A 24,261-nucleotide genomic window follows, 5' to 3' on the forward strand; every position below is an offset into this window, starting at 1 on the left:
AAAATGGTGTTAGCTCATCATGATGGCATAAAACTCTTTCGCAGCTCGCTGCCGTACATCAACGCGCACAGAGGAAAAACCTTTGTGCTGATGTTCGGTGGTGAGGCCATCGAACAGAGTAACTTTGCCAACATTATTCACGATATCGCCCTGCTCGCCAGCTTAGGTGTACGTCTGGTGCTGGTGCACGGTGCCCGTCCGCAAATAGACGAACGGGTTAGCATGCGGGGCATCGAAGGTCGTTTTCTCGACGGTGTCCGCATTACCGACAAGCAAACCCTGGAATGCGTCAAAGATGCCGCCGGTTCAGTGCGTAGCCACGTAGAAGCACTGCTGACCATGGGACTGCCCAACTCACCTATGCACGGCGCACAAATTCGCGTGTGTACAGGTAATCTGGTCGTCGCTAAACCTATGGGTGTACGCAGCGGCATCGATTATGAAAACACCGGCCTGGTGCGCCGGATTGATACCACAGGTATCAACGATCATCTGAATGACGGCTCGATTGTTCTGCTTTCTCCGATGGGGTATTCCACCACCGGAGAAGTGTTCAACTTATCCCATGAAGATGTGGCGACGCAGGCTGCGATTGCACTAAAAGCAGATAAAATTATCGTTTTCTCCAAAGACGACGGTATTCGTCATAACGACGGCAAATTACTGCGCACCATTGAACGTCCGCAACTGGAAGAGCTCATTTTTGAAGAGCAAATTCAGACTGAGCAAACGGTGTTAAGTGCACTGACCACCAGTGTGGCAGCCGGCATCCCCCGTGCTCACTGTATCAGCTATGAAACTGACGGTGCATTGTTGCAGGAATTGTTCACCCGTGACGGTGCCGGTTCGCTGGTGATGGAGCACCATTACGAGCAGTTACGTGGTGCCACCATCGAAGATGTGGGCGGTATCATTAACCTCATCAAGCCGCTGGAAGAAAGTGGCGCGCTGGTGAAACGCTCCCGTGAACGCCTTGAGAATGAAATCAATCAGTTCATTATTATTGTGCGTGACGGCATGATCATCGCCTGTGCGGCGCTGTATCTCTATCCGGAAGAAGGCAAAGCGGAGCTGGCTTGTGTGGCAACACACCCGGACTACCGTGGCAAAAACCGGGCAGAGCGCATTCTGGAAGAAGTGAAACGTCGTGCACTGGATTCAGGCATACATACCTTGTTTGTTCTGACTACGCTGACAGCACACTGGTTTCTGGAACACGGTTTCCGTCCTTCAGATCTCGGCGAACTGCCGCAGGCGAAAAAAGAACTGTATAACTTCCAGCGTAACTCGAAGATTTTCACCCTCGGGCTGTAATTTACTTTGTATCATAACCTGCCATCCGGCAGGTTGTTTTTTTAAAACACTGTCCTCATCCCCTGAACACATCAAATAGCAAAAGATAATCATTCTCATTAGTGGTAAAATCGGTCGTTGCATTTACCTGATTCGTTATCAGGCATCAATTTGCAGTCGCACTCACGTTTTTCGTTATTCAGGCTATCAATATGTTTATCAGAGTTTTGATTTTTTCACTTTTCAGTTTTTCTCTTAGTCACGTCTCACCCGTAAACGCTCAACCGGATCTTACAATAACAACCGGTAAAACCGTGGCTGATACCGGTGCCCCTGGCTACCGCTTCACCCGTTTACAATTCACCAGACATGACGCAAAACACAATACGCAGAAAGCGTACCGGGTGAACCTGGCGATACCGGAAGCACCGGCGCCGGAAAAGGGCTATCCTTTACTCATCATGCTCGATGGTAATGCTGCACTGATGGACGTGTCTGCAGACTTACTAAGTGAGCTGTCGCAAAGCGCAGCCCCGCCGGTACTGGCATTCCTCGCTCATGACAACGATCTGCGCATTGACGGCGATGCCCGCGCCTATGACTACACTCCGGCCGTCAATGAGTCTGCATTAAGCGCTAAAGAGCAACGCCCCGGCAGAGAGTATGGTGGCGCAGACGGATACTTGTCTTTTATCACCGGTAAGGTCGTTCCTGCCATTTCAGACAATACCGCGGTTAACCCTGAGAAGACGGGATTATGGGGTCATTCCTATGGCGGTATTTTCGTTTTGCACGCCCTGTTCACCCGGCCAGACAGCTTCGCGTTCTATGCCCCTGTCGATCCGTCACTGTGGTGGGGAGAAGGCTATATTTTATCTGAGGAGCACGACCTGCTAACGGAAAGCCCGGCTGACATTAAAGACAAAAGCCTGTTAGTAGTCACGGGTTCTGGCGGTGAAGCAAAACGCCGCCCGCGGGGAGGTCGGGATGCCGCAACACTGGCTGCCGTGTATAAAGCAAGAGAATCGGTTCCTGCCGGTGAAACCGCCAGAATGGTTGAACGTTTAAAAGCAGCCGGTGTTGATGCTGAAATGACTACGCTTCAGGGCCTGTCTCACGGAGAAACGCTGGGAGCGTCATTACCCTACGTATTCAGACAGTTCGCCAGATAAACACTTCTCACTGACAGATATATTATCAGCCGCTGTTCTGTCTCAGGGACAGCGGCATCAGCGGATGCGCTTAATCTCAGCTTCATCCAGCTTGATGACATAGGCATTCCCACCAATGCCATTGAACTCCTCATCGGTCAGTACAATGGTATTGCTGTTATAAAACGCCACCGCTTCCTTTTGGGTCACGATACCTAAATCAATCCGTGAGACATCGCCGGAAAAGAAATTATCTCCTTCAAAGTTCTCGAACAACCATAAGCTGGTGGAGTCCAGCAGAACCAGCATATCCCTTTCAGGGTTTAAGGCCGCCGACGTGATCCAACAGAGTTTTTCCAGCGTGGTACAGGTTTGGAATGAGCCCAGCAACTCAGCTTCAAAGTTCGCAGCATAATCGCCGATGCGGTACAGGTTAGTCAGACCGTCGAAAGGAATAGTACGGTTTTTGGTAAACAGATACAGATTGTGGTCAAATTCCACGAATGCTTCCAAATCAAAATTACGATGTTCCGGCGGGATTGGAGAACCGTCCATTTCCGGATAAGTAAATTTGATGATTTCAGCTTCCGTCGTATCGGTTTTAATATCGATTGGATTTTCTATTTTGTATACCGTCAGCCATTTTCTCGACTGATCGTTATTGCCGAAATCCCCTAAGAAAAAATGCCCGAAGGCATCCTGCGTCATATCTTCCCAGTCGATATTTTTCGCGTTGGTCACATGGATTTTGCGAACAATACTGCCGTCATCATCCAGTTGATAGAGCACCGGGTCATCGCCACCATCATTAATCGCCCATAACCGGTCTTTTTTATCGAACTCGATACCGGAAATCTCCCGCAGGTGGGGATCAAGATTAACGCGCTTTTTACTGTAAAGATCGTGCACAGCAGTGAGCGTAATAATGCCAGCCACGGACGCAGCAAGGCCAATAAAAGCAAACAGGATTTTTACCATGATGGATTATGGGGGAATTTTGTCACGCTAAAGATGGAAATGGATAATAGCAGATTAACGTCAGGGGCCGGAAATTATTCCCCGGTCCCCAAATGCCGTGATTTCATGTAGTTCGCCAGCGCCAGTGCGTCTGTATCTTGTGATTGCTGCAAAGCCTGATAAACGCCTTGCTGATCAGCCTGTGACTTGTGCTGATTCAGTTTCTCTTTACCTTCCAGCGTGTCCACCTGAATACGAAATCCGGTGGTTGCACCGGATAACTTATTCACATAGTCGTCAGACATAATACTTTTATCCCCGGTGAGTCCCGGATCGTAGGTTTCAACCAGTGCCATCATAGCGGCAAGGTTTGCCTCATCTTCAACAAGCTCCAGCGTCCCGTAAGCGTGTACAGCAGCATAATTCCATGTAGGGACGTTTGGTTTACTGGCATACCAGCGGGGAGAAATATAGCTGTGAGGGCCGGAAAAAATTACCAGCACCCGCTGACCATCTGCATCCCGCCACTGAGGATTTGCCTTCGCCATATGACCCAGCAGTTGCCCTTCCTGTTCACGAACCACAAAAGGTAAATGTGTGGCGGTGAGATCAGATGTAATCATCACACCGAAGCTGTGCGCTTTAATGAACGACCATGTTTGTCCGCCCGCAGGCATACGCATATTTTTAGGAATAAACATCAGGTTCCGGCCTCATGGATATCTTCATTAAGTTTTTTATGCAGCCAGAGCCGGCGGATGGTATTTAAATTCACCGCAATCAGGGTAAGTTCCAGCAGCGTGGTGCCAATAGACCCCACCAGTATATTATTAGTCAGCCAGCACAATGCACCAATTAAGAAGCCAATGCGCATAGAAATGCCGGTGAGACAAAAAACCGCATAGGTGCCTACGCAACTGCCGAGAATGGGGAACAAGTCTTTCCAACTGTCTGCCAGCCAGATCCCCCACCCCATCGTAAAAGCAATGAACCAGAAAGCCACCACCGGCGAACTGGTTTTCAGCGATAACCCGGTTCGCAAAACGGCCAGCAGCGCGCTTACGGCTGCCGTAATGGCATTCAGAAGGAAAAAGTGGAAGGCATGATTAAGGTTCATCACCACCATCATCAGTTTCAGATGCCGGTCGTCTTTCTGGTAAAAGCACAGTATGCCAAGCACAAAGCTGAGCAGCCCTACTGCCTGGGCAAAGTCTATCTCAGGGAGAGTCATGTAAGATGAGGGTAAACGCGTTGATACCGTTAAAGTATCAACTAAGCAGCCACCACGCAATGATTGTCCAAAGTCGCCTGGCTGGCCGGTTCAAATGTAAACCTCTGGTGTGAAATCTCAGAGTAATCTGAGATGCTTTCACACCAGATAAGAATAAAAGAGCGGACAGTCCATTGCCCGCAAACAGGCTCAATTGTCAAAGTTGGCTATTGTTACTTCGTTAGCAGCAACCGTGACTTCTTTGACAGTTAAAAAAGAAAATTCATTATCATCATCGGTTTCAGGCTCGTCCAGATGACCCAGGCAGGTCAGTGCCAGCGTGTAATCACCGGCTTCCAGATAGCCCAGCCCGTAAGATGATTGATCGAAACTGGTCTCGGTATTAACCGTTGCTATCGCGACCGGGCGGAACTCAGTATCTGTGGCACTGGTGTCTGCGTCATCCCCTAAGGAGGCCACATCCAGGCCCGTGCCTTCAAATACGTAAACAGCATTACCGTAAGTAAAGTCAGACTTCACAGAACAAGCTGCCTGAGTCAGCAATGACTCCCCGACACGGCCTTCAATGCCGCCGGCTTCGCTGTTATCGACCAGCCGTATTCCCCGGGGTTTCAGGAACACCTCATCCTGACCTTGCGGATCCACCAGGCTTTTACGTAAATCAAATTCGACGGTAAATGTCTGCTCCTCTCCGGCCAGCGCAGTAAAACCGTCTAACTTCACTTCACCGGAAGGTACGGACAAAGGCCAGGTGCCATCATCCATGACCACGTAAGACGCTTCAGACACAGGAATTCGAATTTGCGTGTATTCACCGGCGGGCAAATCAAAATCTTCTATCAACGATGCAAATGCATTTCCCTGAAGGGTAAGCAAATCTATCTCGCGGGGATCGCCGTTACTGTCTGTGACATCGATGGTGATTGCATCACCATTCCCGCGTAACTCAACGGTGCTGAAAAATACGACCACTTCACTGGCGTTATCCACCGGCGCATCTGAGATATTCAATGTGAAATTAGAGAAAAACGTTTCTGTATCTTCGACCTGAGTCACTTCACTACCACTGCCACCACCACAGGCAGTCAGTAGCGAAACAGAAGAAATAATAAGAGCCGCAGGGCCTGCCTGCTTCAGAGCACGACTAATTTTCTTTGTATAGCGCTTCATTACTGCACCAGCTCCTGTTTTCATTATTATTCTCCGTTTTCTCTGCATTGCTGTTTCAATATCACTTAAATTCTATATAGGCGTTAACCAGAATTTGTTCTTGTGCCATGGTCATATCAAGCAGTGTGCCAAAGAAAAAAAGAGCATATAAAACAAAAAATTAACTAACAACACAGTGGGTGACTTAGTCATTTTTGAAGTGAAAACGTAGCGATGTACCGACACTTTCCGGCCCGTGCAGGAGGTTTTTTAGTTTACGTATGCGTTCGTTTACTTTTTAGCCGCAGAGCGTACAGTTTTTCTTCAACCTGTATGCAAAGCCGTTCACACCGAACGAAAGATCAATAAGTTAAGGGTACATGCAAGAAGATAAATTCCTGTTCCTCGTGTAAGGTATTGTTGCTTATCCCATACTATGATCATTTTTTGATCAATTATCTTGTCCCATCTGGCCTGCAGTGCTATTTTGAATTTGTTGAGTCGTCAAAAGGGAATTGCGACCATCCCGAAGCTTATGGATAAGTTCGCGCAGTCAACTCCGCCATCTTTTGTTCAACACCGGAATCGGGTGTTGTTTCTAATATCGTCATAAATCCAGCCTGATCCGGTTTACTTATTACACCTATCAGAGGAATTGATTGTGAAAAGGAATAATCCAGGCTCAGGTTGTGCATCCCAGGTACAATCCCTCGCCAAACCCGTTATAACCGTTATCAGCGCTTTGTTTTTTGCGACCGCCTGTATGTCTACCAGTCCTAAAATGGGCGGTAGTGATTCTGGCGCTGTAAGTGGTGGAGCCGGCGGGGCATCTGCAGCTAACAATAATACTCAGTTGGAAAACTGCGACGAAACCCTCGGTACACTCAGTGTGTTTGAAGACACTTCTTTACCCTGGTGGTCCGAATACCGCAGGACCTACCCTAAATTAGGCAGCACGATTCCAGTGATCCGCCTGATGATTCAGCAATCCAACTGCTTTGTAATTGTCGAGCGGGGCCGTGCTATGAATGCCATGAATACTGAACGGCAGTTGATGCAGTCCGGACAGTTGCGATCAGGCTCAAACATTGGTGGCGGTCAGATGGTTGCCGCAGACTATACTCTCAGCCCTTCCGTGTTGTTTGCAGAAAAAACACAGGGCGGTAAAGCCATAGGCGGTGCATTATTTGGCGCGCTGGGTTCCATCGTGGGCGGCGGCTTCAGTAAAAACGAAGCGGCAACCTCGTTACTGCTCATTGATAACCGCTCAGGTGTTCAGGTTTCATCATCCACAGGCAGCGCAGCGAATCATGACTTCAGTCTGTTTGGGGGCATGTTTGCCGGTGCGGCAGCCGGTGGCGCCGGTGGCTTCTCGAAAACACCGGAAGGTAAAATGCTGGTAACTGCGTTTGCCGATTCTTACAACCAGATGGTAATGGCCCTGCGCACGTATAAGGCTCAGGAAGTAAAAGGTGGCCTGGGTAAAGGCGGATTGTTAACGGTAGGCGGCGCAGATGACGCCATGCCCGAAGCGACGGATGCCGGTCCTATCGTTACCACAGCCACAACCACCACTGCTGTTTATGTAGAGCCTACACCTACACGGGTGACCGTATCTGAACGTGAGTCGTACAACTTTGCTGTTGATGAGTATGATGAGCAGGCTTTCAACAAATATTACGACTGGTTAAAAACCTATGGTCCGATGATGACTACTTTCGTGTCCATAGATCCTGACAAAACAGATTCAAGCATATTCGGAGGTATGACTATTGCTTCAGTTGCGTCAATGTTGCTAACACAACTGGATTCACAACGCATCGAGTTGGAAGCCTGGCCATATCAGGCAAGGGCTCAGGCCTGGAGTAAAATGGGTAAACGCATTGAACAACATACAGAGCTATTTGAACGTAACCGGATGCTGGCCCTTAAAAATGAAAAATTAGATCCGGATGTCCGCAGTATCATCGAAAGCATTCAGGTGGTAACCAAAGAATCGCTCTTCCCTGAAGGGATTTAAGCAGAAAGGATAACCGCAGGAATTCATCTCGAAGGGGTTACATCTTTAAAAACGAAAAGACCGTACAACTTGGGTTGTACGGTCTTTTTTATTCGCAGTCAATACAGGCCGGCGCTGAATAATACCGGTATGCTTTATACCGGTATTAGCGGCTCCGGCTTTACTGTGCTTAAATACTTACCCGCTTATACGGGCGGTATTCAGCCTGCCAGAAGTTTTTCTCAATACTCGCTTTCAGGGCCTCGTCCGTCATTTCCAGCGCCAGATCCTGCTCCATAGCCACTTTCGCCACGGCAAAGGCGATGTCTTTGCTCAGAGTTGCAATTTCAGTAAGTGGCGGCAGTAAGCAGCCTTCACCGGTATTAGCCATAGGTGATGCCGACGCCAGCGCATTACTGGCTGCCATCAACATTTCATCACTGATGAGCTTTGCCTTACCCGCAATAACACCCAGGCCAATCCCCGGGAAGATATAACTGTTGTTACACTGGGCAACAGGATACACCTTACCGTTGTACTCAACAGGTTTAAACGGGCTGCCGGTAGCAATGATGACCTCGCCGTCTGTCCACTCAATAACTTGCTCAGGCCGGGCTTCAACCTGTCGTGACGGATTACTCAACGGGAAGATAATGGGCAGTTCGCAATGACTCTTCATTGCGCGGATAACCTGCTCAGTGAACAGACCCGGCTGACCGGACACACCTATCAGCACATCAGGCTGAGCACAATGCATCACATCCAGCAACGACGGGAATTTACCGGAGAACGTCCAGCCTGCAATGTCTTCCTGACTGTGCTGCAGCTTCGCCTGGAAGTCACGTAAGCCTTCCATACCTTCGGTCAGCAAGCCAAAACGGTCAATCATAAAGACCTGCTTGCGCGCCTGCGCATCAGTCAGTCCTTCCGACACCATTTGCTGGATCAGCATTTCTGCAATACCGCAACCTGCTGAGCCGGCACCGACAAAGACCACTTTCATCTCAGACAATTTGCGCTGAGTGGTCCGGCAGGCTGCCAGAATGGTACCCAGAGTCACCGCTGCGGTGCCCTGAATGTCATCATTGAAACAGCAGATTTCGTTGCGGTAGCGTTGCAATAAAGGCATCGCATTTGGCTGAGCAAAATCTTCGAACTGAATCATTACTTCCGGCCAGCGGCGTTTAACCGCTTTAATGAACATGTCGACAAATTCGTCATATTCTTCCTGACCGATACGCGGATGGCGCGCGCCCATGTACATCGGGTCGTTTAACAGTTTTTCGTTGTTGGTACCCACGTCCAGCATGACAGGTAACGTGTATGCCGGGCTGATACCACCACAAGCGGTATACAGCGACAGTTTACCGATTGGAATACCCATGCCGCCGATCCCCTGGTCACCGAGACCCAGGATCCGCTCACCGTCAGTCACAACAATCACTTTTACTTTACGTTTTGTTGCGTTCCTGACGATATCATCCAGTTGATGACGTTCTTCCCAAGAAACAAAAAGTCCGCGGGAACTGCGATAGATGTCAGAAAACTGCTCACAGGCATCACCTACTGTAGGGGTGTAGATGATGGGCATCATTTCTTCAATATGTGACTGGATAAGGCGATAGAACAGGGTTTCGTTATTATCCTGAATGGCCCGCAGATAGATGTGCTTATTCAGAGCATCATCAAAAGAACTGTATTGCATGAACGCACGTTCAACCTGTTCTTCGATTGACTCATACCTTGGCGGAAGTAATCCGGTCAGGTTGAAAGAGGCCCGTTCACGGGCCGTAAAAGCACTGCCCTTGTTCAACAAGGGCGTTTCTAACAGTGAGGGTCCAGCGTGGGGTATATATAAATATCGGTTTGACTCGTCTGACATTGTTTATCCGATTTATTGTTGGGAATGTAGCCCGGCCAAAACCTTCTCGCCTAAAAGATTTCCTCTGGCTCGGGCGCTGCGTTTTCGTCACCTTGTGCAGGATCGACGATTTCATCGTCAAGCACGAACACCTTCGGTTCGGTGCCTTGCGCAAAGTATTCAAATAGTGTCGTATGGTCTGTTCGTCTGGTCAACTTTCCTGTGCCCCTGTCGATACGAACTCGTACCACTCCTTCCGGAATGGCCATCGGTTCTTCCGGCACACCATCGAGTATTTTCTGCATAAACCGGATCCAGGCAGGTTGCGCCGCTTTCGCGCCATCTTCACCACCAATCATGGCATTACCCAGCCAGTTAAACTTCTCAGGATTACGGTTGATCAGATTCTGATTACGGGTAGAGCGGCCAAGATTACGGTTCATATCGTCAAATCCTACCCAGGCTGTTGCGATAATGTCCCGATGAAATCCGCTGAACCACGTATCCCGCGCATCATTGGTTGTACCTGTTTTGCCCGACAGGTCATCCCGCTGCAGAATATTTCTCGCCCGCCAGCCAGTGCCCATCCAGTAGGTTTTCTTGCTCCAGCTGCCATTGGCACGTACACCGGTTCGCATCATATCAGCTACCAGGAAGGCATTTTGTGCACTGATCACTCTTGGTGCTGAGCGCTTTTCTGCTGAATCGTCAGTTGTGACCGGCAAGCCTTTGCCCAGACCGCCCTCAGCATTCAGCTGGGCTTCCAGCATAGCCTCTACATTGTCTTCACTGTAGTCCTGAGCAGCCGCGCCCGCTATTTGCTCACCGCTTTCAGAGCACGGGTTGCACGCCCACGCCGGAGAAGCTTGCCACAATTGCTCTCCCTGCTCATTGAGCACACGGTCTATAAAGTATGGAGTAATCAGGTAACCGCCGTTGGCGATAACAGACATGGCCCTTACGACTTCCAGCGGCGTGTGCGCGCCGGAACCCAGTGACACGGTTTCATCGTTAGGCACTTCGTCTTTATCGAAGCCAAATTTTGCCAGATGCTCTCTGGCTTTTTGTAATCCCACACCCCGTAGCAAACGCACTGAGACCACGTTCTTCGATTTACCCAGTGCCACACGCATACGGATTGGTCCGTCGTATTCCGGAGGTGAGTTCTGCGGACGCCAGGCCACGCCGGTGGTGGCATCCCACTGATTAATCGGCGCATCATTAATGACGGATGCCAGGGTATAGCCATTTTCCAGCGCAGCGGAATAGATAAAGGGTTTAATATTTGAACCTACCTGACGCTTGGCCTGGGTAGCACGGTTAAACTGGCTCTGATAGAAGCTGTAGCCGCCAACCACAGCCTCAGCCGCACCGTTATGAGGATTGAGAGCAATGAGAGCACCGCTGACCGCCGGAATTTGTGCCAGCCGCCACTGCTCGTCCTGCATGCGGATATAAATCACAGCACCGGGAGAAACAATATCCGATGCGGTTTCAGGTTCATCTCCCTGACGGGAATCGGTAATGTAAGGACGGGCCCAATCGAGACCTTCCCAGTTAATCACACGCTCTACGCCATTCAGGTCTCTCACTGTTATCGACGGCTCTTCTTCCGGCGTGGCAGGATCAAAGACCTGCGTGACCACCGCAGGCACCAGCGGGTGGAAATGCGGCACCGCTTCCAGCGCAGTTCGCACTTCATCCGGCGTCCATTGTTTGTTTTGATCGGTCAGGGCCAGAGGATTTTCTTCCGGCTCATCATCCTCATCTTTCGCAGGCTTGTTCCACAACCAGGTCACCGGGCCTCTGTAACCATGACGTTCATCATAGTCGTGTAAGTTACGTACAACTGCATCCTGTGCCGCTTGCTGAATATCAGACGGCGCAGTGGCATATACCTGATATCCCCCGGTTTCAGCCTCTTCCTTCCCGTAGATTTCAACCATCTCGTTGTAGATCAGATCAGCAAGGTACGGGGCGTCGAGATCTATTTCAGCGCCGTGTTTACGTGCTGTTACCGGCGCACCGGCGGCTTCATTAAACTCAGCCTTCGTGATAAAGCCCTCATCCAGCATACGTAATAACACAATACGCCGGCGCTCAACCGAACGTTCCGGCCGGCTTACAGGATTCAGCACCGATGGCGCCTGCGGTAAACCGGCAATCGTAGCGAGTTGGGCAAGGTTCAGTTCTTTTAAATTCTTCCCGTAATACACCTGGGCAGCGGCACCGAAGCCAAATGCACGGTGACCAAGTTCAACTTTGTTCAGGTATAGCTCGAGGATTTCCTGCTTACTCAGCACCTGCTCCATGTGAATCGCAATGAAAATTTCTTTGATCTTACGGATGAAGGTTTTATCGCGGGTCAGGAAGAATCCGCGGGCGAGCTGCATGGTGAGCGTACTGGCGCCCTGCTGCTTTTCACCGGTGATAATTAAATTGAAAGCCGCCCGTGCCACACCGATAGGATCGATACCATAGTGTTCATAAAAACGGCTGTCTTCCGTAGCAATTACCGCCTGAATCAATTTTTCAGGTACGTCCTCAAGTTTTACCGGGATCCGCCGTTTAACTCCATATTGAGAAATTAATTTTCCATCATAGGTATAAATTCTCATGGGTGTTTGTAAGCGTACATCCTTCAGGACAGTAACACTTGGCAGGTCTGGTTTGATATAAAAATAAATACCGGCAAGTGCCGCTACGCCTAGCGTGCCGCCAATAATTGCAATCAGAAAAAGGGATTTTATGTACTTCACGAAGTTTTCATTACCAAGAGTGTTACGCCGGTTAGTGTCAGAAATTTATACCTATGTACCTGTATCATAACCATACAGTTTAAATATTTTGCGTTACATTCTACCTTAGAGTATTAATTCTGAAATTCCGGACGCCAGCAAATGAAATCGCTGTTTAAGAAAAAGCTGCCACCTATTGTGGGCCTTGACATAGGCACTCGTCAAATAAAAGCAGTGTTGATTGAACGCAATGCCAAAGGCTTTGTGCTGCAGGCGTTCGCATGCGAGCCCATCTCGAAACGGGCGTTTTCCGAGCGTGAGATCAAAGATTTCGACGCCATCAGTATTACGCTGAAGAAAATTAAGAAAGTACTGAAAACGAAGGTTAAAGCGGTCAATATTGCCGTAGCGGGCTCGTCTGTGATCAGTAAAGTGGTACACATGGACCCGGAACAGTCTGATTTCGAACTGGAAGGTCAGATTGAAATCGAAGCAGACAGCCTGATCCCCTATCCTCTCGAGGAAGTGTATCTGGACTTCGAAGTACTCGGTCCCAGTAAAACCTACCCCGGCAAAGACAATGTGCTCCTTTCTGCTGCCCACAAAGACCTGGTCGACAGCCGTATCACTCTGGTAAGAGAAGTTCCCTTCGAGCCTAAAGTGGTTGATATGGAAGGTTATGCGCTGGGTAATGCGCTGTTTTACTTCCATCCTCTGGAAAATGAGGACGAGAAAATTTGCTGTATCAACCTGGGTGCTTCACTGCTGCAAATTTGTGTATGGCAGAACGGTGAAGTGATTTACACCAAAGAACATGCTTTTGGCATGAATATGCTGATTCAGGATCTCGCGGCCATCAATATGATGGAGCCCGACGAGGTAGAAAAACAAATTCTGCTGGGCACACTGCCGGGTAACTGGCAACAGGATACCCTGCCCATTTTTGCTGCCAATCTGCAGCAACAGATCCAGCGGGCCATTCAGATGTACGTGTCTACATTACACGGTGATCGCCCGGAGAAAATTGTCTTCGCCGGCGGCGGTGCCACCATACCGGAACTTGTCGAGTCATTGAGACAGGACCTGGGTATGGAAATAGAAGTATTTAATCCTTTTGAAGGTATGACCGTTAATCCCAAACTCGATCAGGAAAAACTGGCGGCGCTGGCCCCCCAGCTTGCCCTTGCCGCGGGTCTGGCCAGCCGGAGCTTTAGCGAATGGCACATGTAAACCTGCTTCCGTGGCGGGAAAAACAACGCCAGCAACAAAAACAACAGTATCTGATCCTTATTCTTGGCATCGCCATTTTTGTCGGTGCAATTTTCTGGGCTGTGGGTCAGGTCATTGATGCACAAATCCGTAATCAGAATTCCCGCAATAACTACCTCAAACAAGAAATTGCTGTTCTGAATAAGCAAATCGCGGAAATCCAGAAAATTAAAGAAGCGAAAAAAGCGATTGAACAGCGCATGGCACTGATTGAACAGCTTCAGGTCAGCCGGAACGTTGCTCCCTCGGTGTTTGATGAGCTGGCCAGAATCCTGCCAGCCGGTGTGTCTTTTACTTCCATGAGAAGACTGGGGAACAGTATTGAAATACAGGGGCTGAGTGATTCCAATAACCGCCTGTCAGATTTTATGCGCCGGCTTGATAACTCTCCGGTATTTTCGGGCGGTGAATTGTCATCGATTAAAGCAGACACATCGGCCAGTGACGCAGTAAGCGACTTCACACTTAAATTTAATATCAGCCCGGAAGTTGCACCACGCATTGAACAACCTTCTGCGGGAGGTAACAAAAAATGAGTTTTGATTTTAGTAAGCTGAAAGAACTCAACGAACTGGACTTCGAACAAGTCGCCATCTGGTCGAAAGAAGTAAAACTGGTGGTTATGCTGTTCGTGATTATCGTGGTTGGTGCATTGAGCTACTGGTTCATTGTAAAACCTAAGCTCCCTGTGCTTGAACAGGCAGAAATTGAAGAGCAGGAACTGAAAATGCAGTTCCAGGCCAAATACCGTATCGCGGTGAACCTCAATGCTTACATGGAACAGTTAAAGCAAATTGAAGCCGATTTCTCTACCATGCTACGTTCACTGCCCACCAGTAACGAAACGCCGGGACTACTGGACGACATTACCTACGTAGGTACTACGTCAGGCCTGACTTTTAAGTTACTGAACTGGCAGCAGGAAGTGCCGAAGGAATTCTATACTGAATTACCTATCGAAATTGAGGTATCAGGCGGCTATCACAATTTTGGTGAATTTGTGTCTGAAATAGCCGATTTACCAAGGATCGTTACTCTGCACGATTTTGAGATTGTGCACGAAGCGGACCGTCTGAATCTGCAGATGCAAGCGAAAACCTACCGTACTTCCATGAATTCTCAACAGGGAGCAAAACAGCCATGATGTTAAAATCGTCACGTTTTGTTCTGCTTGCAGCACTGGTTTCTGTACTTTCTGCCTGTGGCGCACGGGTGGACGACCTGGTGTCGTATATCCAGCAGGTAAAAGCTACAACGCAGGTACAGGTTGACCCGTACCCTGAGTTCAAATCCCAACCTGCTTTTGAATATGAAGCCTCTTCTTTCAGAAGCCCTTTCGCCCGTCCGGTGGATCGCACCTCTCCGGTGGTCGTCGCCACAAACAACAATTGTTTACAGCCTGATTTTGACCGCAGAAAAGAAGAACTTGAGAAGTATGGTCTTGATTCTCTGACGTTATCTGGCACATTTAGCACGCAGGGTGTACGCTGGGTATTGTTCAAGACCAACGAGGGCAGCCTGTTAAAAGCCCGTGAAGGAAGTCATGTCGGTTTGTTTTACGGAAAAATTAAGTCAATTGGCACCGAATCCATTATTATTGAACAATTGCTACCCGACGGAGCGGGATGCTGGCAACGGGAACAAACCACGCTGTCGATGAATGCAGCGGCAGGAGATAATAACAATGTCTGAGCGATACCTTTTCAATAAAAAGCTGCACAACCGGAGCCGCAGATGGCTTTGGGTGGGTGGCTCTGTGGCTGCGCTGGTGATTTTTAATGTCCTGGCTGCGCCGGCTATTGCCCAGGAACAGGAAACCGTACTGCTGGATCCTTACGCTGAAGTCGATAAGATCTTCAACTCAACCCTGACCAATATCGATTTTTCCCGTGAAGCCGACAATATGGCTGTCACCGTTATCGAATTTGATAACGACAACTTTTCACCGCAACTCATTGAGGCACAGGGAAAACTCACCATCACTCTGCCCAAAACTGAACTCGGAGATGACCAGCTGGTTGAACTCGATGTGGTTCAGTTCGGCACAGAGGTGCAGTCTATTGAGACGTTCCAGGACGAAGAAAGTGCCAGCCTTGTAATCAATTACAAAGGCACCGTGCTGGCCCGCCACCGCAAGCAGGGCAATACTCTGCGTATTGAACTACAGCCGATGAGTAAAGAAGAACTGGCTGAACTTGATAAAGATCCGGAATACTCAGGCAAGCCTATTTCACTGGACTTCCAGGACGTACCGGTTCGTCAGGTGCTGCAAATCATTGCTCAAACCAATGGCTTCAACCTGGTAACCACAGACACGGTTACCGGCAACGTAACTATTCGCCTTGAAGGGGTGCCCTGGGATCAGGCACTGGCGATGATTCTTAAAATCAAAGGGCTGGATAAGCGCATGGAAGGCAATATTCTGCTGGTTGCTCCTGCAGAAGAATTGACCGCGCGGGAAACTGCCCAGTTACAATCGAAAAAGCAGGTGTCAGATCTGGCACCGCTGACTACATCGAATATCACGGTGAATTACGCAAAGGCGGATGCCATTGCGCAAATTTTAAAATCGCAGGATGGCGGCATTTTATCAGACCGTGGTTCAGTCACAGTTGATGAACGTACCAACACGCTGTTGCTGAAAGATACTCAGGAGTCTATCGATGAAGCCCGCGCTGTTATTAATGCGCTGGATATTCCGGTCAAGCAGGTACTCATCGAATCCCGTATGGTCACGGTACGTGACAATGTTGATGAAGAACTCGGCGTACGCTGGGGTATCACAGATACCCAAAGCAACGGCGCGATTTCAGGTTCACTGGAAGGTGCTGATTCTGCCTCCTCTGGCAGCGTACCGGACATTTCTGACCGGCTGAATGTGAACCTGCCGGTAACCACCACAGGTGTCGCCCGCATTGGTTTTCAGATTGCCGATTTAATAGACGGTAACATCCTGGATTTGGAGCTGTCAGCACTGGAGTCGGAGAATAAAGGTGAAATCATTGCCAGTCCCCGTATTACAGTCGCCAACCAGCATGAAGCTTATATTGAGCAGGGTACAGAAATTCCTTATGTACAGGCGACGTCCAGCGGCGCTACGTCAGTAGAGTTTAAGAAAGCGGTACTGAGCCTGAAAGTGACACCACACATTACCCCTGATAACCGGATCATTCTTGATTTGGTAGTTACTCAGGATACCCGTGGTGAAACGGTTGATACATCTACCGGCCCGGCGGTTGCCATTGATACGCAGGAAATCCAGACACAAGTGCTGGTAGATAATGGCGAAACTGTGGTGCTGGGTGGTATTTTCCAGCAAACCAGTACCTCAGATGTATCCAAAGTGCCGTTATTCGGCGATTTACCGGTAGTTGGAAATTTATTTAAAAGAAACGCCTCTGTGTATCAGAAACGGGAGCTGCTCATTTTCGTCACACCGAAGATCGTAACAGAATCTTTGTAAGACTTTTCACAACGTAACGTCAAAATAACCCCGAACGGCAGACCAGTTAACCGGTCTGTCGTTGTTATTTATAGCGCTAACGTGCTGATTTCAAAGTCTATCGATTAAAAGTACAACAAAACTTGCATCGCTGCCCGTGAAACTGAGATAATCCCGCTCTCGAAAATAAAGCGAGGTTTTAAGCGTTGTGCCTGTTGTTGAAGTGAACGGGCGCAAGTGAATGGGTAGTCCCGAAGGCAAGACCACTACCCCTAACAGAATAAAAGTTGTGATATAAGCAAATATGGCTGAAAAACGTAATATCTTTTTAATTGGCCCCATGGGTGCTGGCAAAAGCACCATCGGCAGACACCTTGCAGACGAACTTCACCTAGATTTTTTTGATTCCGACCAGGAAATTGAGCGCCGTACCGGTGCTGATATTACATGGATTTTTGACCTGGAAGGTGAAGAAGGTTTCCGCAAGCGCGAAGAAAACGTCATAAACGATCTTACGGACAAGCAAGGTATCGTGTTGGCGACAGGTGGCGGTTCAGTAACCAATAAAGCTGTGCGTAACCGTTTATCTGCCCGGGGTATCGTTGTATACCTGCAAACTACTATCGACAAGCAAGTCGCCCGTACTCAACGTGACAAGCGTCGTCCTCTGCTGCAAAAAGGTGAACCGGAGCAAATCCTGCGTAACCTTGCTGAGGAACGTAACCCGCTTTACGAAGAAGTGGCGGATTACATTGTTGATACTGATGATCAATCTGCCCGTGCGGTAGCTAACCAAATCATCAGCAAAATCGGATTATAAGTAACATTCAGGAATAGGGGCGCTGCGTGATGTCGATGTTAACTGTAGAACTCGGAGATCGTAGCTACCCGATTCACATAGAAGCGGGCTTACTCTCAAAGCCTGCTGTTCTCTCTCCTTATATCAAAGGCCCGCTGGCTGTCATTATTACAAATGATGTAGTGGCACCGCTTTATCTTGAAAAAGCAAAAGCAGCCTGTGGCGATGTGCAAATTGAAACCATCATTATCCCCGATGGTGAGCAACATAAATCTCTGGAACAATTCGGCGTTATCATGACACGTCTGCTGGAGATGAATGCTGCCAGAGATACCACCCTTATTGCGTTGGGCGGTGGGGTAATCGGTGATTTATGCGGATTTGCTGCCGCGTCTTACCAGCGTGGCGTTCCGTTTATACAGGTTCCCACCACCCTGCTCTCTCAGGTTGATTCATCCGTTGGCGGTAAAACCGCGGTTAATCATCCACTTGGGAAAAACATGATTGGCGCGTTCTACCAGCCGGTTTTTGTCGCCATCGATACTGATACCCAATCTACCCTTCCGGCCAGAGAATTTGCGGCCGGCATGGCTGAAGTCATTAAGTACGGCATAATTTATGACAAAAATTTCTTCAAGTGGTTGGAAGATCATGCCGATAAGCTTAAAACACTGGAAACTAAAACACTGGCAGACGCCATCTACCGTTGCTGTGAGATAAAAGCAGACGTGGTAGCCAAGGATGAGCGGGAAGGCGGATTACGTGCCATACTTAACCTCGGTCACACATTTGGTCATGCTATCGAAGCAGAACAGGGATATGGAAATTGGTTGCACGGTGAAGCCGTAGCAGCTGGTACAGTAATTGCGTGTCAGGCTGCAGAAGCACTGAATTGGATGGATGCGTCAGAAAGTCGTCGGGTTATTGCCCTGATGGCAGCGTTCGACCTTCCGGTAGCGGGTCCCGACAGCATGAACAAAGATGCCTATATGAAGCATATGCGCCGGGATAAAAAAGTCGAAGCGGGTAATATCCGTTTTGTTATTCCGCAAGGTATCGGACATGCGGTTGTGACTAAAGACGTCAGCGACGAAATTTTAACGCAACTTCTTCGCTGACCGGCAACCTGCGCATCAGTATCGCCAGACATTCAATGGTAAGTGCGTAACACCAGTAATCAGCTGAGGGTAATCAGGTGCAATCTGAATTGCATGAAAGACTGGAATATCTGGTCAACTATTCTTCACAACTAATTTTTGTAAGCGGGGATTCCGCTGCTCAGCAAAAAAAGACGCTGGAATCTTTTGTGTTCCAGCAACACGACGAGACAGAAATCGCCTACGTGACAGCCGATCCTACTATGGAGCTGTCAGATTATCGTCGTCAACTTTGCAGACAATTACTGGGTACACTGGTTGGCAGCTATATACGGCCGCTGAATGAGTTGCTTGCAGGGCTTAACGAGCACGTTGGTCCCATTCTCATAACCATTACCCAGGCGGAGCATGTACCGGACGAACTGCTTCAGGAGCTGTGGGATCTGGTACTGCAAAGCCGTTTTGCAGGCAATAAGCAACATTTGAATGTATTACTGTTCGGTGAGTCAACCTGGGCGGAGAGAGCCCGGAAATGGCTACCGGCAAAAAACACCGATACGCCTCTGCTTATAAGCAGTCAGTCAGTGGCGACTCAACAACCTGGCTCAGAGTTAGATACTATGATTGAGAACCGACGTAAGGCTTTTCACGAGCACCTGGCTAAACGCAATGGCCAGGAGGAACATCTGCAAACAAGAAGTACCAGTGTACTGGCTTCCCCTCTCTTCATTTCACTTGTCGCAGTGATGTTTGTTGCCGTTTTCGGTGGCCTGATTTACATGCAGTATGGCGATGATATCAAGGCCCTGTTTGGCCCTATTGATGACCAGTTCCCGCCAGTATCTTCCGTTGAACCGGGCTCAGCGTTTGATGAACTGAAAGATCCTGCACAAAAAGCCGTGCAGGAAGATAAACCCGTCGTCTCCTGGGACAAGGCTGTTGCCGCTATCGATGAAAAAGACCAGTATCAACCAACTGCTGAAGACAATGCCCAGCCGGAAGACTTACTCAGCTTTATCGAAGATGTGACGGCTGAGAAAGTGGAAGTACCGGTAGCGCAGGATACCCCTGCAGAACCGGAGACGGATACTGGATCTGAAGCCTCATCATTCAGTACCGGAAGCGATTTCTCCGATATAACCGCTGAAAACGCATCCGCAGACGAATTAATCGCATCTATTACTGATACCAGTGAAGAGATTGAAGAAGCGCCGGCACAAGTGCAGGAAGTGACACCAGTCAGAACAAGCATTCCCCGTGAGCCTATGGCATCAGCAGGTTTTGATGAATTCGTATCTGGTCGCAAGGTACAGCCAGCTCAGCCAGAACCTCAAAGACGTTCTGAACCGGAGAAGCCGCTGATCACCGAGGCTAAAGTGGGTCGCAAACCTATGGTGCTGGAGAGCCGTCCTAAAGGACAAATCCGTGATATTCCGGAAGAACCGGCTCAGGTATCACCGCCCCCGGCTGACGAACCAGCCCGCATTGCTACCCGTACGCAAGTACCTGCAACTGAAACGGCACAGCCTGTCCGTGAGGTCGCCAGAGTGACACCTCCTGCCACACCTTCTGTAAGCCCCCGTGCGGTTGAGGTCACCGAATCCCGTACCAGTCCGGCGCCGTCTGTACCTGAAACACCGGCCAGAGCAGAACCGGTATTCAGTGGCAGTGGCAACTATGACAATGAACAACTGTTTAACAGTATTCAGGCAGATGATTACATCGTTCAGCTAGCCGGCCTGCAAGATGAAACCCTGATGAAAGAGTTCATCAAAGACAACAACATGGAAAGCTTCATCTGGATTTACCGCACTCAGCGTTACGGCGGTGACTGGTTTGTTATTTTATACAATGACAAATTCGACGCTTTTTCAGAAGCTAACAATGCTGTGGCCACCATCCCGCCCTTCCAGGGCCGTGAAAAAATCTTCATCAAGCGGGGCCGCAATGTTCTGGAAGAAATTGAAAAGGTAAGCCAATAATGGCTGTGAGCATCTGGGTAGACGCCGATGCCTGCCCGGTTGCCATTAAAGAAATCCTGTTCAAAGCCGGGCCGCGCACTAAAACCATGGTGACCTTCGTGGCAAACCATGGGATCAGGGTTCCGCCTTCCCCGTGGCTTACACGCCTGCAGGTGGAGAAAGGATTCGATATTGCCGATAACGAAATCGTACAGCGGGTATCATCGGGCGACCTGGTCGTTACTTCAGACATCCCCCTGGCAGACGAAGTCATCAGTAAACAGGCTTGTGTCGTCACACCAAGGGGTGAAGAGCTTACCCGCGAAAATATCCGCTCAAGGCTGAATATCCGTGATTTTATGGACACCATGCGGGCAAGTGGCGTGCAAACCTCCGGTCCACCGCCATTGTCTCAGCGGGAAAGGCAGGCCTTTGCTAATGTGCTCGACCGCTTTTTAGCATCTGCCCGCTAACCTTCAACGTATTTGTCGTTATCACCTGCAACTTTGCTGCAAATCTGATCGTTCCCGCTTTAATTCGCCGTTAAATGCACCGGTTATTCGATTGCAGGTTGTGGGGATCACCGATGACAGATACAATCGATTATGGCTTTGATAGTCACTGAATATCCGGCTGGCCCGGGACAAATAGCAAATAACATCCTATAACACGTTAAAAACGTGATGTGCGCGTGGGTAACATTCAAAAAGCATGATGCAGAAGAAGAACCGGGCCTTCCTGAAGTGGGCTGGCGGTAAGTACAGCCTGGTAGAAAACATCAATGCCAAACTTCCTTCGGGCAATCGGTTGATTGAGCCTTTTGTTGGTGCTGGCTCTGTATTTTTAAATACTGACTTCAAGCGTTATTTGCTAAACGACATTAACCCCGATCTCATTAATCTGTACAACTTTCTGAAAGCCCAACCGGATGCCGTTGTACATGATGCGTCCCGCTTTTTTTCAGACAAACATAACGTTGAAGCCACCTACTACGCGCTGCGGGAAGAGTTTAATCACACAGCAGATGAATATTACCGCGCTATCCTGTTTCTGTACCTGAACCGTCATGGCTACAATGGCCTTTGCCGCTACAGCCTTGCCGGCAAATTTAACGTTCCTTTCGGCCGTTACAAAAAGCCTTACTTCCCTGAAGAAGAAATGATGGTATTTGCCGAGCGCTCCCAAAAGGCAGTGTTCACCTGCTTACCGTTTGAGAAGGTGTTCAGTCGTGCCAGACGGGGCAATGTAATTTATTGTGATCCTCCTTATGCTCCCCTGAGCAAAACAGCGGCTTTCACCAGTTATGCATCCAAAAGTTTTGGCCTTGATTCACAGCATAAGCTGGCAGAGCTGGCCATTCGTGCCTCAAAGAAACGGGGTATACCGGTATTGATATCTAATCATGATCTTCCGCTGACCAGGAAGCTGTATGCCGGTGCTGAAATGTCGGAATTGTCGGTAAAGCGCTCTATCAGTCAAAAGGGTGAAAACCGCAAACCGGCGGCTGAGTTGCTGGCGTATTTTGCTCCGGCGACAGATTTACCGCCCCCTAAACCCCGCAAACGCAGAAAGAAGCCGGTAAAACCGGTGCTGAAGCACACAGGCTTAAAGTAATACTCAGTTAATGATGGCGTTTACCAGACTCGCCAACCCCAACACCAGTAACGCAACGAATATCACACCGGTTACAATGTATCCGGCCAGCTTACCCTGATTAAAATCCCGCTCATAATTTTGCTGGCTTTGCACACCAAATGCACTGGCGAGTACGCTCAGAATCATGGCAAAAAAGCCGGGAGATTTAGGTTTACCGCTGATAAGCATTATTTGCCTGCGGGTTGGAAATCTCTGTCTGAATTGCCATAGAGCAGTTCTAACAGGTCGAAGAAATGAAACTGGTAAGATGTGGACTTACCGGACGCCCATTCCAGCCAGCTGACTTCAGTCATCATCAGCGCTGAACACTCACGGGGCAAGGCTGCTGCCTGAGATACCGTTTGCGCTTCATCCTGAAAGTCGCATACAGCTTTTGTCACGGTGGCCGGGTCGCAAAATGCAGCAGACAGCATGACCACTATCGCAACAAGAGCGCCTGCTGGTTTTTTCATGCAGAAGCGTGATTTACGAAAGAAACTTATCTTTTCCATGATTGTCTTCGCCGGCTAAAAAGTAACCTTATTATAGCGACAATAAGAATTCTAACAAGCTGAAGTTAGTACAGGAAAAGTGGCATTTTTTTCATCTTCTGAAAACAGCGGGAAGCAAAGTTAATGAATGGCTGAATTACAAATAAAAAACCCGGAGACAGTTGCTCCGGGCTTTTACTCTCAACGTTATAAAAGAGGTCTGTTGAACTTACAGTTCGAAATCTACACCGTAAGAAATAACATACTTGATTGAATCGTTATCCAGAGCGTCTCCCGGATATTCATCATCTAAATCTGTACCGGTAATGGCGAAAGTAAAACCGTCTTTCGCGATAGATACTGCCCAGTCCGCATAACCTTCAACACCGTTGAAAGCTTCTGCAAAGTCACCCTGGTGATAACCAACGTGCAGACCCAGCTCTGCACCGGAAGCTACCGGCATGCCGTAGTCCAGAGACACATAAGAAGCCTGAGCAAAACCGAAGTCCTGGCCTTCGCCTTCATCAGCTTCAGTATTAGCCAGTAAGTAAAGGGTTGCACTGAAACCGCCGTAACCCACAGTACCGTAGATTTCACCGAAATCGAATTCAGCTTCTGCATCGTAGTTGTAGTACAGGTAACCGACATCATAAGTGAAGTCACCAGACTCACCTGAGAAACCGAAGTACAAATCATGCTCGTATGAGTAGACATCATCTGATGCATACTGAACGTTAGATACCCATGTACCGGCATAGAAACCACTTTCGTCAGCGTAATCGATACCACCCTGAACAGCAGGTTCGTTAGTAGTCTGAGTCAGACCACGCCAGATGTAGTTATTTGTGACACTTACGTTCGCACTCAATTCTGCAAAAGAAGGCGCAGAAGTCAGTAAAGCTGCAGATGATACGGCAACAGCCAGCAACGTTTTTTGAATGGAAGTTTTCATGTGTTCTCCGTTGGATTTTATTTATGTACGTATTGAACGATTTCTGTCTTATTGTTTTTATTCAGCTTTCTCGTATAAGGCAAAACTAATGCCCATCTGATTAAAATCATAAATTTATGAATAACCAACTGATAACAATGAATTTTTATTCACAAAATTTAAAAGTGACATTAAATAAAACCAAACAGCACCATTATGGTTCGCACTGAATTTGAACAACATCACCATTTTGGTGC

22 protein-coding genes are annotated in these 24,261 nt (G+C 48.7%); 13 read left to right on the forward strand and 9 right to left on the reverse strand.

Translation table 11 applies throughout. The features are described from left to right. Window positions 1-3: 3 nt before the first annotated feature. The gene (gene argA / locus ACXAGC_RS00420; protein WP_474841440.1) at window positions 4-1,314 is read left to right on the forward strand and encodes an amino-acid N-acetyltransferase; all 1,311 of its coding nucleotides are present in this window, start codon (window positions 4-6) and stop codon (window positions 1,312-1,314) included. A 293-nt stretch (window positions 1,315-1,607) separates the two neighbouring features. After that, on the forward strand, window positions 1,608-2,465 hold the full coding sequence (locus tag ACXAGC_RS00425) for an alpha/beta hydrolase (RefSeq protein WP_474841442.1): 858 nt from the start codon (window positions 1,608-1,610) through the stop codon (window positions 2,463-2,465). Between the two features lie 57 nt (window positions 2,466-2,522). On the opposite strand, the gene ACXAGC_RS00430 is transcribed toward ACXAGC_RS00425, so the two are convergent. The 4 genes from ACXAGC_RS00430 to ACXAGC_RS00445 all read right to left on the reverse strand — a co-directional run bounded on the left by ACXAGC_RS00430 (window position 2,523) and on the right by ACXAGC_RS00445 (window position 5,826). Beyond that, window positions 2,523-3,422 (reverse strand): hypothetical protein, encoded by a 900-nt coding sequence (locus ACXAGC_RS00430; protein ID WP_119502730.1) that lies wholly within the window; start codon window positions 3,420-3,422, stop codon window positions 2,523-2,525. Between the two features lie 74 nt (window positions 3,423-3,496). After that, window positions 3,497-4,102: an FMN-binding negative transcriptional regulator gene (locus tag ACXAGC_RS00435; RefSeq protein ID WP_474841444.1), complete on the reverse strand. Its 606-nt coding sequence runs from the start codon at window positions 4,100-4,102 to the stop codon at window positions 3,497-3,499. Next, window positions 4,102-4,632: a YgjV family protein gene (locus ACXAGC_RS00440; protein WP_474841446.1), complete on the reverse strand. Its 531-nt coding sequence runs from the start codon at window positions 4,630-4,632 to the stop codon at window positions 4,102-4,104. Before ACXAGC_RS00440 ends, ACXAGC_RS00435 begins: the two co-directional genes overlap by 1 nt. 189 nt (window positions 4,633-4,821) lie before the next feature. Beyond that, a complete protein-coding gene (locus tag ACXAGC_RS00445; protein ID WP_474841448.1) occupies window positions 4,822-5,826 on the reverse strand; it encodes a DUF4382 domain-containing protein in 1,005 nt (334 codons plus the stop codon). A 616-nt stretch (window positions 5,827-6,442) separates the two neighbouring features. Between ACXAGC_RS00445 and ACXAGC_RS00450 the strand changes: the two genes are divergently transcribed. Next, a complete protein-coding gene (locus ACXAGC_RS00450; RefSeq protein WP_474841450.1) occupies window positions 6,443-7,801 on the forward strand; it encodes a CsgG/HfaB family protein in 1,359 nt (452 codons plus the stop codon). Window positions 7,802-7,970: 169 nt separating this feature from the next. Here the strand turns inward: ACXAGC_RS00450 and ACXAGC_RS00455 are convergent, their stop codons facing one another. Beyond that, on the reverse strand, window positions 7,971-9,662 hold the full coding sequence (locus ACXAGC_RS00455; protein WP_474841452.1) for an NAD-dependent malic enzyme: 1,692 nt from the start codon (window positions 9,660-9,662) through the stop codon (window positions 7,971-7,973). 50 nt (window positions 9,663-9,712) lie between these two features. Beyond that, window positions 9,713-12,400 (reverse strand): penicillin-binding protein 1A, encoded by a 2,688-nt coding sequence (locus ACXAGC_RS00460; RefSeq protein WP_474841454.1) that lies wholly within the window; start codon window positions 12,398-12,400, stop codon window positions 9,713-9,715. A 141-nt stretch (window positions 12,401-12,541) separates the two neighbouring features. On the opposite strand from ACXAGC_RS00460, the gene pilM reads away from it, so the two are divergent. From pilM to ACXAGC_RS00510, 10 genes are all read left to right on the forward strand, one after another. Then, on the forward strand, window positions 12,542-13,609 hold the full coding sequence (pilM, locus tag ACXAGC_RS00465) for a type IV pilus assembly protein PilM (protein ID WP_119502735.1): 1,068 nt from the start codon (window positions 12,542-12,544) through the stop codon (window positions 13,607-13,609). After that, a complete protein-coding gene (locus ACXAGC_RS00470; protein WP_119502736.1) occupies window positions 13,597-14,184 on the forward strand; it encodes a PilN domain-containing protein in 588 nt (195 codons plus the stop codon). Before pilM ends, ACXAGC_RS00470 begins: the two co-directional genes overlap by 13 nt. Further along, the gene (locus tag ACXAGC_RS00475; protein ID WP_119502737.1) at window positions 14,181-14,792 is read left to right on the forward strand and encodes a type IV pilus inner membrane component PilO; all 612 of its coding nucleotides are present in this window, start codon (window positions 14,181-14,183) and stop codon (window positions 14,790-14,792) included. Before ACXAGC_RS00470 ends, ACXAGC_RS00475 begins: the two co-directional genes overlap by 4 nt. Next, window positions 14,789-15,340 carry a pilus assembly protein PilP gene (locus tag ACXAGC_RS00480; RefSeq protein WP_232373409.1) on the forward strand — a complete coding sequence of 184 codons (552 nt, stop codon included), beginning with the start codon at window positions 14,789-14,791 and terminating at the stop codon, window positions 15,338-15,340. The genes ACXAGC_RS00475 and ACXAGC_RS00480 overlap by 4 nt, the downstream gene beginning before the upstream one ends. After that, the gene (locus ACXAGC_RS00485) at window positions 15,333-17,111 is read left to right on the forward strand and encodes a type IV pilus secretin PilQ (protein WP_474841457.1); all 1,779 of its coding nucleotides are present in this window, start codon (window positions 15,333-15,335) and stop codon (window positions 17,109-17,111) included. Before ACXAGC_RS00480 ends, ACXAGC_RS00485 begins: the two co-directional genes overlap by 8 nt. Window positions 17,112-17,394: 283 nt before the next feature. Then, complete coding sequence (gene aroK, locus ACXAGC_RS00490; RefSeq protein WP_119502739.1) at window positions 17,395-17,910, forward strand: shikimate kinase AroK; 516 nt, start codon at window positions 17,395-17,397, stop codon at window positions 17,908-17,910. 29 nt (window positions 17,911-17,939) lie between these two features. Further along, complete coding sequence (gene aroB, locus ACXAGC_RS00495; RefSeq protein WP_474841460.1) at window positions 17,940-19,007, forward strand: 3-dehydroquinate synthase; 1,068 nt, start codon at window positions 17,940-17,942, stop codon at window positions 19,005-19,007. Window positions 19,008-19,084: 77 nt separating this feature from the next. After that, window positions 19,085-20,968 (forward strand): hypothetical protein, encoded by a 1,884-nt coding sequence (locus ACXAGC_RS00500; protein WP_474841462.1) that lies wholly within the window; start codon window positions 19,085-19,087, stop codon window positions 20,966-20,968. Between the two features lie 5 nt (window positions 20,969-20,973). After that, window positions 20,974-21,420, forward strand: coding sequence for a YaiI/YqxD family protein (locus tag ACXAGC_RS00505; RefSeq protein ID WP_474842369.1), 447 nt, complete (start codon window positions 20,974-20,976; stop codon window positions 21,418-21,420). A 238-nt stretch (window positions 21,421-21,658) separates the two neighbouring features. After that, window positions 21,659-22,561, forward strand: a complete 903-nt coding sequence (locus ACXAGC_RS00510) for a Dam family site-specific DNA-(adenine-N6)-methyltransferase (RefSeq protein ID WP_474841463.1) — start codon at window positions 21,659-21,661, stop codon at window positions 22,559-22,561. Between the two features lie 3 nt (window positions 22,562-22,564). Here ACXAGC_RS00510 and ACXAGC_RS00515 read toward each other — a convergent pair whose 3' ends face one another. From ACXAGC_RS00515 to ACXAGC_RS00525, 3 genes are all read right to left on the reverse strand, one after another. Beyond that, window positions 22,565-22,771, reverse strand: a complete 207-nt coding sequence (locus ACXAGC_RS00515) for a DUF2970 domain-containing protein (protein WP_119502744.1) — start codon at window positions 22,769-22,771, stop codon at window positions 22,565-22,567. Further along, window positions 22,771-23,055, reverse strand: a complete 285-nt coding sequence (locus tag ACXAGC_RS00520; protein ID WP_474841464.1) for a hypothetical protein — start codon at window positions 23,053-23,055, stop codon at window positions 22,771-22,773. The genes ACXAGC_RS00515 and ACXAGC_RS00520 overlap by 1 nt, the downstream gene beginning before the upstream one ends. A 247-nt stretch (window positions 23,056-23,302) precedes the next feature. Then, window positions 23,303-24,025, reverse strand: a complete 723-nt coding sequence (locus tag ACXAGC_RS00525) for a TorF family putative porin (RefSeq protein WP_474841465.1) — start codon at window positions 24,023-24,025, stop codon at window positions 23,303-23,305. Window positions 24,026-24,261 lie beyond the last annotated feature (236 nt).

This window comes from Alteromonas sp. AWJ4_197 (assembly GCF_056160285.1).